The organism is Nocardia nova (genome assembly GCF_002933465.1).
GTDB classification, from domain to species: domain Bacteria; phylum Actinomycetota; class Actinomycetes; order Mycobacteriales; family Mycobacteriaceae; genus Nocardia; species Nocardia nova_B.
On the sequence record NZ_PSZE01000001.1, the window covers coordinates 331,137 to 343,038 of the forward strand.

At 67.8% G+C, this 11,902-nt stretch carries 12 protein-coding genes and 1 tRNA gene; 5 read left to right on the top strand and 8 right to left on the bottom strand.

The window, feature by feature from the left end; genetic code table 11:
* Window positions 1–3: 3 nt before the first annotated feature.
* Both C5E41_RS01370 and C5E41_RS01375 read right to left on the bottom strand, forming a co-directional pair.
* Entirely contained in the window at window positions 4–708 is a 705-nt protein-coding gene (locus tag C5E41_RS01370; protein ID WP_104373992.1) for a TetR/AcrR family transcriptional regulator, read from the bottom strand.
* Window positions 709–954: 246 nt separating this feature from the next.
* Window positions 955–2,124, bottom strand: coding sequence for a pyridoxal phosphate-dependent aminotransferase (locus C5E41_RS01375; protein ID WP_104374185.1), 1,170 nt, complete (start codon window positions 2,122–2,124; stop codon window positions 955–957).
* A 132-nt stretch (window positions 2,125–2,256) separates the two neighbouring features.
* Here C5E41_RS01375 and C5E41_RS01380 point away from each other — a divergent pair, with 132 nt between their 5' ends.
* Window positions 2,257–3,261: a M23 family metallopeptidase gene (locus tag C5E41_RS01380; RefSeq protein WP_104373993.1), complete on the top strand. Its 1,005-nt coding sequence runs from the start codon at window positions 2,257–2,259 to the stop codon at window positions 3,259–3,261.
* Between the two features lie 33 nt (window positions 3,262–3,294).
* On the opposite strand, the gene purD is transcribed toward C5E41_RS01380, so the two are convergent.
* Window positions 3,295–4,587: a phosphoribosylamine--glycine ligase gene (gene purD / locus C5E41_RS01385; RefSeq protein ID WP_104373994.1), complete on the bottom strand. Its 1,293-nt coding sequence runs from the start codon at window positions 4,585–4,587 to the stop codon at window positions 3,295–3,297.
* A gap of 105 nt (window positions 4,588–4,692) precedes the next feature.
* Here purD and C5E41_RS01390 point away from each other — a divergent pair, with 105 nt between their 5' ends.
* Entirely contained in the window at window positions 4,693–5,118 is a 426-nt protein-coding gene (locus C5E41_RS01390; protein ID WP_104373995.1) for an HIT family protein, read from the top strand.
* A gap of 15 nt (window positions 5,119–5,133) precedes the next feature.
* Here the strand turns inward: C5E41_RS01390 and C5E41_RS01395 are convergent, their stop codons facing one another.
* Window positions 5,134–6,558 (bottom strand): sensor histidine kinase, encoded by a 1,425-nt coding sequence (locus tag C5E41_RS01395; RefSeq protein WP_181063055.1) that lies wholly within the window; start codon window positions 6,556–6,558, stop codon window positions 5,134–5,136.
* Between the two features lie 185 nt (window positions 6,559–6,743).
* Entirely contained in the window at window positions 6,744–7,481 is a 738-nt protein-coding gene (locus C5E41_RS01400) for a response regulator transcription factor (RefSeq protein ID WP_104373997.1), read from the bottom strand.
* 216 nt (window positions 7,482–7,697) lie between these two features.
* Between C5E41_RS01400 and C5E41_RS01405 the strand changes: the two genes are divergently transcribed.
* Window positions 7,698–7,904, top strand: coding sequence for a hypothetical protein (locus C5E41_RS01405; protein WP_104374186.1), 207 nt, complete (start codon window positions 7,698–7,700; stop codon window positions 7,902–7,904).
* Window positions 7,905–7,958: 54 nt separating this feature from the next.
* Here C5E41_RS01405 and C5E41_RS01410 read toward each other — a convergent pair.
* From C5E41_RS01410 to C5E41_RS01420, 3 genes are all read right to left on the bottom strand, one after another.
* Window positions 7,959–8,030 (bottom strand) — tRNA-Thr (locus tag C5E41_RS01410).
* Between the two features lie 158 nt (window positions 8,031–8,188).
* Window positions 8,189–8,431 (bottom strand): MbtH family protein, encoded by a 243-nt coding sequence (locus tag C5E41_RS01415; RefSeq protein ID WP_011207082.1) that lies wholly within the window; start codon window positions 8,429–8,431, stop codon window positions 8,189–8,191.
* Between the two features lie 158 nt (window positions 8,432–8,589).
* Complete coding sequence (locus tag C5E41_RS01420) at window positions 8,590–9,429, bottom strand: alpha/beta fold hydrolase (RefSeq protein WP_104373998.1); 840 nt, start codon at window positions 9,427–9,429, stop codon at window positions 8,590–8,592.
* A gap of 266 nt (window positions 9,430–9,695) precedes the next feature.
* Here C5E41_RS01420 and C5E41_RS33605 point away from each other — a divergent pair, with 266 nt between their 5' ends.
* Entirely contained in the window at window positions 9,696–9,866 is a 171-nt protein-coding gene (locus C5E41_RS33605) for a hypothetical protein (protein WP_181063059.1), read from the top strand.
* Between the two features lie 159 nt (window positions 9,867–10,025).
* Window positions 10,026–11,573, top strand: coding sequence for an alpha,alpha-trehalose-phosphate synthase (UDP-forming) (locus tag C5E41_RS01425; protein ID WP_104374187.1), 1,548 nt, complete (start codon window positions 10,026–10,028; stop codon window positions 11,571–11,573).
* Window positions 11,574–11,902: the final 329 nt, after the last annotated feature.

An 11,902-nucleotide genomic window follows, 5' to 3' on the forward strand; every position in this document is an offset into this window, starting at 1 on the left:
CAGTCAGTCTAATGTTCGATGCCTGCTCGGTTGCTGGGGCATGGCCGCGGGCACATGCTGTGCCGCGGGCGGTGGCACGGTCTGCGGCGCCATCAGCGGTTGCGGCACCGGCGGAGCGATCACATCGATCAATTCCAGCAGCGCGCCGCGGGCGGTCCGGCGCGGTTGCGGATCGGATTCGGCCAGCGCGGCGACCACCGCACCGTCGACCACCGCCACCAACCGGCGCAACTGATCGGTGCGCACCATCCGATCGGATCGGCGCAGCACATCGGCCAATAGGTCCTCGAGCTGGGCGCGTAACCGCAGCTGCACCTCGCGTAGTTCCGGATGCCGGGCCGAGGCCACCGACCGCTCGTAGCGGGCGATCAGCCGCCCGCGGGCGAATTCGTCGGGTCCGTCGGTGCCGACCATCAGATCCACGATCAGATCGACGGTCGCCTCGGCGCCGCGCTTGCGGTGGGTGACCTCGCCGATCCGGCGGCGCATCGACTCGAGTTCGGCATTGCCGCTGAACTCGACCGCGCGCGCGATCAGATCCTCGAGGGATTCGAAATAGTAGGTCGTGGATGCCAGCGGCAGATCCGCGCGCGTCGCCACCGAACGGTGGCGCACGGCATCGAAGCCGCCTTCGAGTAGCAACTCTGCGGCAGCCGCAACCAACGCTTGGCGACGCCTTTCGCCTTTCGGGGTCGTCGCGGTGATCACCGTGTCATCGTGCCAGTCATCATCGGTTCATCCGTGCCAAATCGGTGCGATATGTGCAAATCTGTGCGTCTGTGCAATCCCGGCCGAATCGTTGCTGTGCAATCGACCACGGACCGCGCAAATTTCCGGGATCCGATCCGAGCGGACAGCCGGGATCGGTTCGAAATAGCAAGGGTTGAAATCACAACCCAAATCATTTGTACCGCATCCACGCGCTCCGGTGGGCCGGTACGGAAAGTCTGTGCGTCAGCTCAGATATCGGCCGAGTCGCACCAGCGCCTCCTCGATATCCGCGGTGGCGCCGGCGAACGAGAATCGGACCGTGCGGTGTCCGTTACGGGTGTCGAAATCGATCCCGGGCGCGAGCGCGACACCCGTGTGCGCCAACAGATCCGCGCACCAGCGCGTCGAATCCTGGCTCAGATGACCGATATCGGCGTACACGTAGAAGGCCCCGTCGGCCGGCGCCAGATCGGTGATGCCGAGGGCGGGCAGGCCCTCGAGCAGTAGCGACCGGTTGCGGGCGTAGCGGCGGACGTGTCCGTCGAGTTCGGATTTCGCCTCCGGGCCGAACGCGTGCGCCGCCGCGAATTGCGAGATGGCCGGCGGGCAGACGGTCATATTGGACGCCAGCCGCTGCAGTGCCGGGCGCAGCCGCGCGGGTGCCAGCATCCAGCCCAGCCGCCAGCCCGTCATCGAGAAATACTTCGACACCGAACCGATCACCACCGATTCGCGTGAGGTCTCCCAGGCCGAGCTCACCGGTTCGGTATCGCCGTCGACTCCCGAATAGGCGATGCCGTGATAGATCTCGTCGGAGATCAGAAGCGTGCCATGCTCGTCGCACCACCGGGCCAGGGCCGCCAGCTCGTCCGGGGCGATCATGGTGCCGGTCGGGTTCGCCGGGCTGGCCACGATCAAGCCGGCAGGCGGTTCGGGCAGCTCCGCCAGCATCGCCACCGTCGGCTGGAACCGGGTCTGGGGGCCGCAGTCGAGTTCGATCACCCGGCAACCCAGTGCGGTGAGAGTGTTGCGGTAGGCCGGGTAACCCGGGCGAGCGACCACGACCGTGTCGCCGACGTCGAATGCGGCCAGGAAGATGAGCGTGAACGCGCCCGAGGAGCCGGTCGTGATCACCACGTCGTCGGACTCGACCTCGACGCCGTAGGCGTCGCGGTGATGGGCCGCGATGGCGGAACGCAATTCGGGGATGCCGAAAGTCTCGGTATAGCCGAGTAGTTCCGCGTCGAGGGCCACCTGGGTGGCGCGCCGCACCGGCACCGGGGCGGGCGTGGACGGCTGGCCCGCCGCCAGGACCAGCACGTCGCCGTGGGTGCGGGCGCGCTCGGCCGCGGCCTTCCAGACATCCATGACGTAGAAGGTCGGAACGGTGGACCGCCGTGATTCACTGCGCACCAGACGACGGTAGAACACCACGTCGGCCGGCCGGCGCGCAGTCCGTTTCCCCGCACCGGGCGCCTGAGACGTTGCTGTGCGCCCGCCGCGCCTGCCCGCGGGTCCGGGCGGGCCCCTGTTATCGTCGGCAGAATGCCTGACCAGGCACGCCGCGCGAAGTCGTACCAGGGGGGCTGGACCGTGATCCGCCCCGACTGGCGAACGGCGCTGCGCCGCGACCGTCCCTCGATCGCGAATCGCCTCCGTTCCACGGCCCGCCGATCGCGCGGATTCGGGCAGGTCGCGGCGGTCGAATGGCGCATGCGTGCGGGGCGCTGGTGGCAGATGTTGCGGGATCACAACTGGCGCGAGGAATTCGAGCCCCTGTGGCCCCGGCTACGCGGCTGGGTCGACGACCACCGGGTGCTGGTGATCGGCATGGTCGTGGTCGGACTGTTCGCCGCCGCCGACACCGTGGCGCCGCAGCCGGTCGACTCGACGCCGAAACCCGGTGCGGCACAGCGGATCGCGGTGGCCTATCCGCTACAGGTGCAGGCCGAACCCGAAACCAGCAAGCGCTATCTGACCGCCATCGACAACGGCGAGCGTATGCGCGAGGCGCAGGTGGTCGCCGCGGCCTCGCGGGCCACCCTCGAACGCGCGAAGGCCGAGGCCGCCGCGGCGGTCGCCGGGACGCCGCAACCCTGGCTGGCCGGGCCGGCCACCACGATTCCCGGCGGTGTTCTCCCGGGCGGAATCGCCCCGGGCATCGGCGGTTTCGCCCTGCCCGCACGCGGCGTGTTCACCTCCGGTTACGGGGGCCGGTGGGGCACGTTCCACTACGGGATCGATATCGCGGCGCCCATCGGTTCACCGATCTACGCCGTCGCCGACGGCACCGTCATCGACGCCGGGCCGGCGCAGGGCTTCGGACTGTGGGTACGCATCCGCCACGACGACGGCACCATCTCGGTATACGGCCATATGTACGATTTCTCGGTGTCGGTCGGCGAGCGGGTGCGCGCCGGTCAGCAGATCGCCCGCATCGGCAACCGCGGCGATTCCACCGGCCCGCACCTGCACTTCGAGATCCTTATCGGCGGACAGCACGTGGACCCGCAGCCGTGGCTGGCCGTGCACGGCATTCAGGTCGGCTGAACCCGCGGGCGCTGGAGCCGGAGCCGTTCCGGCCTACACCCGGGTGGGAAGCGAGATGCGATCCTCGACCGCGGCGAGACCGATATCGGTGCGGAAGTGGCTGCCTGGCAGTTTGATTCCGGCGACGCGCGCGTAGGCGTTCGTGCGAGCCTCGGTCAGATCCCCGCCCGTGGCAACGACATTCAGCACGCGACCGCCGGCCGACAGCAGTGCGCCGTCCGCGCGCAGCGACGTACCGGCATGCAGCACTTCGGCATTCGCGCTCCGGCCGGAGGCCGGCGCGCCCTCGGCGCCGGAGATGACGTCACCGGTGCGGGGGCGGCCCGGATAGTTCTCCGCGGCCAGCACCACCGTGATCGCCGCGCCGTCCTTCCAGACCGGCGGCTGCGCCTGCGCCAGCGTGCCGGTCGCGGTGGCGTACAGCAGGACACCGAGCGGACTGTCGAGCAGGGCGAGCACGGCCTGGGTCTCGGGATCGCCGAAGCGGCAGTTGAATTCGACGACCGCGGGTCCGGCCTGGCCGATCGCCAGGCCCGCGTAGAGCAGGCCGGAGAACGGGACCCCACGCCGAACCATTTCGGCGGCAACGGGTTTCACCACATCGTCGACGATTTCGGTGACGGTCTCCGGCGGCAGCCACGGCAGCGGGGTGTAGGCACCCATACCGCCGGTGTTGGGACCGGTGTCGCCGTCGCCGACGCGCTTGTGATCCTGCGCCGGCAGCAGCGGCACCACGGTCTCGCCGTCGACCAGGCAGAACAGGGAGACCTCGGGACCGTCGAGGAACGATTCCAGCAGCACCGGATGGCCCTGCTCGAGCAGTTCGGCACCGTGGTCGCGGGCCGCGGACCGATCGGCGGTCACCACCACGCCCTTACCCGCGGCCAGCCCGTCGTCCTTGACGACCCAGGTCGGCCCGAAGCGATCCAGTGCGGCGTCGAGTTCGCCCGGATGATCGACGACCTCACTGTGCGCGGTGCGCACCCCGGCCGCGGCCATCACGTCTTTGGCGAAGGCCTTCGATCCCTCGATCCGCGCGGCGGCGGCCGACGGTCCGAAGCAGGCGATCCCCGCCGCCCGCACCGCGTCGGCGATGCCGAGCACGAGCGGCACCTCGGGACCGATCACCACCAGATCGGCGGCGAAATCCCGGGCCAGGCCCACGACGGCCTCCGCGCTGGCCGGATCGACCGCTCGCACCTCGGCGACCTGGCCGATCCCCGGATTACCGGGCGCGGCCGCGATCGCGGTGACCCCGGGATCCCGACGCAGGGCTTCCACCAGGGCGTGTTCACGGGCTCCGGATCCGATGACGAGTACGCGCACGCGTGACAGCTTAGGGGACGCAGGTGAACGGCAGATGCGGGTACCGGGAGGACAGCCCGCCGCCCGGGCCACCGCCTCCCGGCCGGGCGGGGCAATATGAAACCCATGCCATCTGTATTCAGCGCGATCATTGCCGGCCAGCTGCCGGGGCGGTTCGTGTGGGAGGACGAGGAATTCGTCGCCTTCCTGACCATCGCCCCGGTTACCCAGGGTCATACGCTCGTGGTTCCTCGCAAGGAGATCGACCAGTGGCAGGATCTGGATCCCGCCACGTTCGCGCGGATCAACGAGGTCGCTCAGAAGATCGGCCAGGCGGTACGCAAGGCGTGGGACGCGCCGCGCGCGGGCCTGCTGATCGCCGGGCTGGAGGTGCCGCACCTGCACGTGCACGTCTTCCCGGCCTTCCAGCTGGGCGATTTCAACATTTCCGGCGCGGACACCGATCCGAGCCCGGAATCGCTGGACGAGGCGCAGGACAAGATCAAGCAGGCGTTGCGCGATCTCGGCTACGGCGCGAACGTCCCCGCGTGATGCGCCGACCCTGAATCACTCCTGCGACCGGGGCAGGCGCACCGCGAAGGTGGTGCCCTGTCCCACTGCGCTGCGCACCGAGACCGTACCGCCGTGCGCGGCGACCAGCGCCTGCACGATCGACAGACCCAGTCCGGTGCCACCGCTGTCGCGGCTGCGTGAGGTGTCGGTGCGGTAGAAGCGTTCGAAGATGCGCTCGGCGTCCTCGGTGGGCAGGCCCGGCCCGGTGTCGGCGACCTCGATCACAACCTCGTCCGGAGCGGGTGTCAGCGCGACGGTGACCGCCGCCTCGGGCGGGGTGTGGAGCAGCGCGTTGTTGACCAGATTGCCCAGCACCTGACGCAACCGCGCTTCATCGCCGCGTACCTCCAATGTCCCTGTCCCCGGCCGTATTTCGAGGTCGATGGGCCGGCGGGGCTCCTCGGGCCGCTGGGCCGCGTCGACGGCGCGGGCATTGTGCACCGCATCGCTGGCCAGTGCCAGCAAATCCACCGGCCGGCGTTCCACCGGGCGCTGCGCATCGAGGCGAGCCAGCATCAGCAGGTCCTCCACCAGCAGGCTCATCCGCTTGGATTCGCGTTCGATCCGATCCATGAACATGTCCGGATCCGCCAGCGCCCCTTGCCGATACAACTCCGCGAAACCCTTGATCGTGGTCAGCGGGGTCCGCAGTTCATGGCTGGCATCGGCGACGAACCGCCGCATCCGGGCCTCCGAACGCCGCGCGGATTCCTCGGATGCCTCGGTGGCGGCGAAGGCGCTCTGAATCTGGGACAGCATGCCGTTGAGCGATTGCGAGAGCCGATCTACCTCGGTATTGGTGCCCTGCACCGGAACTCGCCGATGCAGATCCCCGCTCGCGATGGCCGCGGCGGTCTTCTCCACCTCACCGAGCGGGCGCAGGCTCCGGCGAATCACGAACTGCGCCACGATCGCGAGTACCGCCAGAACCATCAACCCGACTGCTACCTGTAGCCCGATCAACCTGTCGATGATGTTCTCGGTTTCCGACAAGCGAATAGCAACCCAACTGGAGCCCCCGGGTGTAGTGACCCGTTCGGCCCTCCAGTGCTCATCCGGGTTACCGACGGACCCGATCGTCCGGGGATGCTTCCCGAGGTCGGCGGGAAAGTCCGGGACGGACGGGCCGGTAGGAAACAGCGAGCGGACTTTTCCGCTGGGATCCTCGATTCGGACGTAGAACAGCCCCGGCGGCCGCTCCCTTCCAACGGGGCCGGGTAGCCGCTGCGGCGGCGGAGCGTCTGGTCCAGCCCAATCGTGCGCAGCACCGAACAATTGCCGATCGACGTTGTCCATCAGGACATTGCGCATAGCGGACGTCACCGCGACGCCTGAGATCAGTAGCCCCAGTCCCGTGAGCGAAACCAACGCCAGCGCCAGGGTTACACGCAACGGCACTGCGGACAGGCGACGCGAAATACGGTGCCTGAAGCGGCCCGCCCGCCGCCAGTATGTGTCAGGGCTCGATTCGTTGCCGTTGGATGGCACCGCCGTCTCGACGCGAGCACCGGTCGACTTCGTGACATGGACCCGATCCCCGGTGTCCAGCTGCTCAGTCGAGTCAGCCGACTCCCGCCCGCGGACTCCCGACGCGCGCGGATCGCTCATTTCGCCGACGATCGGCTGCGGCTGGGCGCGCGCATCACATAGCCGACACCGCGCAGGGTGTGGATCAGCCGGTCGGGACCGGTGTCGACCTTCTTGCGCAGGTAGGAGACATAGGTCTCCACCACACCCACCTCGCCGCCGAAGTCGTAGCGCCAGACGTGATCGAGGATGCGCGGCTTGCTCAGTACGGTCCCGGCATTGACCATGAAGTATCGGAGCAGGGTGAATTCCGTCGGCGAGAGCGCGACCGGTTCCCCGGCCTTCCACACCTCGTGGGTGTCGTCGTCGAGTTCGATGTCCTCGAAGCGGATGCGCGAGGACTTCGTCATCTCCACCACGTGACCGGAGCGGCGCAGAATCACCCGCAGCCGCGCCACCACCTCCTCGAGCGAGAAGGGCTTGGTGACATAGTCGTCGGCGCCGAGGGTGAGGCCGGTGATCTTGTCCTCCACCTCGTCACGCGCGGTGAGGAACAGGACCGGGGCGTCGATGCCGTCGGCGCGCAGCCGGCGCAGCAGGCCGAAGCCGTCCATGCCGGGCATCATCACGTCGACGATGAGCGCGTCGGGCCGGAACTGCTTGGCCCGGTCCAGCCCTTCGGCGCCGTTGGCGGCCGTGGCCACCTCGAACCCCTGATAGCGCAGACTCACCGACAGCAGTTCGACGATCATCGGTTCGTCGTCGACCACCAGCACCCGAGCCTCGGGGGTCCGATCGCCAGCCACACCGTTCATGCTGGATATCGTCTCTCCTACAGCCCGGAATGCGCTGAACGTTGTCTGGGAGTTTCCTGCGAGCCGCCTGCGCGACATGCGGGAGAACAGGCGCCCCGCCGACCCGGGCGGCCCCTCCCGGAGCGGCGACTTTTCGGCCGTTCATCTTTCGTCACGGCGGTGCGGATCGAAGCACAATGCGCCGGAAAGAGCAGAATGGACACTGGAAAGGTCGTCATGGCAGCGATACGGGGCCTGCTCGATGTGGTGGTGGGCATCCTGACGGCCGTGCTGGGCACGGTGGTCGGATTGCTGGCGCTCGTCGTGTGGATCCTCGGTGCGCTGTTGTGCGTGACGATCCTTTTGATTCCGCTGGGAATTCCCGTCATCAGGCTCGGCAACCGCTTGTTCGGCCTTGCCCGGCAGCTGATGCACCTCCCCTGACGCGCTGCCCACGAAAAAGGCTCCGACCCGCTATTGGCGGGGCGGAGCCGTTCGAGCCCCCTGTCAGGATTGAACTGACGACCTTCGCTTTACAAGAGCGGTGCTCTACCACTGAGCTAAGGAGGCGGGTGAAGCGGTGCCATCATAACCGGGGCGTGGGCCGTCCGGAAAAATCGTTCACCACTGTAGGAGGGAGCGGCGGATCGCAGCGGCTGCGTGTGCCCCTCAGGGCATCACACAGCCGCCGATCACCGTCGCTGCGCGCAGTTTCGTCCGGCCCGGAATCAGGACTGAGCGCCCTGGCGAGCCGCGTCGTCGGCCGCCATCGCGTCACGCAGGCTCTTGGGCCGCATGTCCGTCCAGTTCTTCTCCACGTATTCGACGCAGGCGGCGCGGCTGTCCTCGCCGAACACCACTCGCCACCCGGCCGGGACCTCGGCGAAAGCAGGCCACAGGGAATGCTGCTCCTCGTCGTTGACCAGAACGAAGAAGCGGCCGTCCTCGTCGTCGAAGGGGTTGGTGCTCATTTCACCTCACTGGATGCTGGCGCTGTGTACGGGAACGCGCTGGATACGGAACTCGCGGGGCGCGGGCACGAGCCGAAACCGACCTGAGCCGACCGACCAGAGCCGTAGCCCCCGAGCGATGTGTCGACACTAGCAAGACCGACGTTACGCGTTGGTGGTTACCTCGAGCCCGCGAAGAAATCGAGCAGGATCTTATTGACCGCGTCCGGACGTTCCAGATACCCGTAATGCCCGGCGTCGGGGATCTCCTGGTATCGGGCGTCGGGAATGGCTTCGGCCAGCTCACGGGTCAGATACGCGGGAATCATCCGGTCATCGGCGAATCCGACGGACAGGCACGGCACCTTGATCGCGCGATAGGCCTGCAGCCGATCGAAATCGTGATCCATCCGGCGCTGCGCCCGGACTCCCGGTGATGCCGGTCCACCGGTGAATTCGAACAGATCCAGCCAATCGCGCGCGGAATTCGGATCGGCCATCGTGGCGGGCGAAAGATTCATCACCGCGGTCACGGCGGCCTCGTATTTGGCCGGCAGTCGCACCCCGGAGGCGTCGAGTTCGTGTTCGCCGAGCGAGAGCGTCTTCTGGAATTGGTCGAGCCGCGCGTGTCCGGCCATGAATACGGCTTTGCGCACGAGGTCGGGGCGCGCCAGGGCCAATTCCTGCGCGACCCGCGCACCCATCGAGGTGCCGGCGACCAGGACCGGGCCTTCGTCGAGAAATTCGATCAGCGCCGCGGTGTCGGCGACCAATTCGTCGATGGTCATTCCGTCGGGCGCCTCGTACGACGGAGCGATGCCGCGATTGTCGAACGTGCACACCCGGTAACCGGCCGCGACCAACGCCGGAACCTGGTGCAGCTCCCACACTCGGCCGGGGCTCCCGGTGCCCATGATCAGCACCACCAACGGGGCAGCCCCCTTGGTGTCGGTGCCCTTGGCCTTGTCTCCCTTCACCTGGTAGTTCAGCGAGATTCCATTCACCGTGGCCAACGGCATAGTGCTGCGACCCTTTCCACTCGATTCGTGCGGTGCTCGATACACGCAGTGGGCGAAATTCGCCTCCCTACCAACGGTATAGGTTTTCGAGGCCCTGGCGTTTCGCCGGTGTGACGGGTCTCGCCCCGCGCTGTTGCGGTTCGGCGGCGGTCGGTACCGAGTCGACGAGCCCTTGTGCGGGGACCGATACCATTGACAGCGCACGGCGCCGACACCACGACGGTCGAACCCTACCGCTGTGCCACGACCCGAGCCGAGAGGACACGATGATGGCCGCGAAGAGCGCCAACGACATCGCGGACGACGACCTGGAACCGCTCGCCGACGAGACCGCACGGCAGGCACAGCGCGTCGTGGCCGCCTATGCCAACGATGCCGACGAATGCCGCATGTTGCTGTCGATGTTGGGAATCGGCCCCAACGCACGCAGCGAATAGGACGAGCCCCGCAGGGACAGCACCGGCGCCCGTGACGATTGGGCACGGCCCCCGCGAGGAAATACGGCATCGCCCTTACATACGGAATCGCCCCTTACAACTGAAATCCCACGCCTAGCTCCGCCATTTCGGCGACCGGAGGATCCAGCAGTGGACCAGATGCGCGACATACGCAGCGATCGATCTCGAGACGCTTCGCCGGAAACCGAATCCCCACCAGCGAACCGTCCCGGCGGCGCCGGGTCCGGTTTCGTCGTGGTCGCCAACCGGCTCCCGGTCGACCTGGAACGTCTCCCGGACGGGACCAAGCGGTGGAAGCGCAGTCCAGGCGGCCTGGTCACGGCCCTGGAGCCGGTGCTGCGCAACAACAACGGCGCCTGGGTGGGCTGGGCCGGCGTTCCCGATGTGGATGTCGATCCGATCATCGAGGACGGCCTGGAGTTGTATCCGGTGCCGTTGACCGCCGACGAGGTCGCCGCCTACTACGAGGGATTCTCCAACGGCACGCTGTGGCCGCTCTATCACGACGTGATCGTGCGGCCGGAGTACCACCGCGACTGGTGGACCGCCTACGTGGATGTGAACCGGCGCTTCGCCGAGTACACCGCGAAGGTCGCCGCCGAGGGCGCGACGGTGTGGGTCCAGGACTACCAGCTACAGCTGGTGCCGAAGATGCTGCGCATGCTGCGGCCCGATCTGACCATCGGTTTCTTCCTGCACATCCCGTTCCCCCCGGTCGAGCTGTTCATGCAGCTGCCGTGGCGGACCGAGATCGTGGAGGGTCTGCTCGGCGCCGACCTGATCGGCTTCCACCTGCCCGGCGGCGCGCAGAACTTCCTGTACCTGGCGAGAAGGCTTGCCGGACAGCCCACTTCGCGCGGCTCGGTCGGTGTGCGGTCGAAACTCGGTGTGGTGCAGGTCGGTTTCCGCACGGTACGGGTCGGCGCCTTCCCGATTTCGATCGCCTCCGCCGAACTCGACGAGCTGTCGCGAAGACGTTCGGTGCGTGAGCGCGCCGCCCAGATCCGCCGGGAGCTGGGCAACCCCAAGCACATCCTGCTCGGTGTGGACCGCCTGGACTACACGAAGGGCATCGACATCCGTTTGGCGGCGCTGCAGGAACTTCTGCACGAGGGCAGGCTGGACCCGGCCGAGACGGTGATGGTGCAGCTGGCCACGCCGAGTCGCGAACGGGTCGAGAGTTACATCCAGATGCGCGGCGACATCGAACGTCAGGTGGGCCGGATCAACGGCGAATTCTCCCGCGTCGGTTACCCTTTCGTGCACTATCTGCACCGGCCGATCCCCCGTGACGAACTGGTCGCCTTCTTCGTCGCCGCCGACGTCATGCTGGTGACCCCGCTGCGCGACGGTATGAATCTGGTCGCCAAGGAATACGTGGCCTCGCACAGTGGCCTCAACGGCGCCCTCGTCCTCAGCGAATTCACCGGCGCCGCAGCGGAATTGCGTCAGGCCTACCTGTGCAACCCGCACGATCTGGACAGCGTCGAGAACGCGATCATGTCCGCGATCGAGGACGATCCCGAAACCAAGCGCCGCCGGATGCGTTCCCTGCGCCGCCAGGTACTCGCCCACGACGTGGACCGCTGGGCGCGCTCGTTCCTCGACGCATTGGCCCAGGATCGCGTGGCCGGCAGCGCCCTGCTCACCGATGCGGATGTGGATCCGGGGGGCCCTGAGCGCTAGGCCCGCGGCGAAACGATCCGGTGACTGCGCAGCGACCCGAGGCGGGGACACCCTTCGAACCGACCCTCCGGCGGCCGGAGAGCGCCGCCCACACCGAATCTCGGTCCTGGCCTCCGCCGGGGCCGGCGGTCGCCGCATACCCGCCACCCCGGATTCCGCCGCACCCACCGGATCACCGCGCGGTCATCGACCGTGCGGCACAGGCGCGCTTCACCGGCGGGAGATCTGCGCCGCGACCGGAGCCCGGTATCGACCACCGATCCCGCCTCGGAATCGCTGCGCCGTCGACGGTAGGGACGAATCCTTAACGGAGATAACAGGATTCGCTT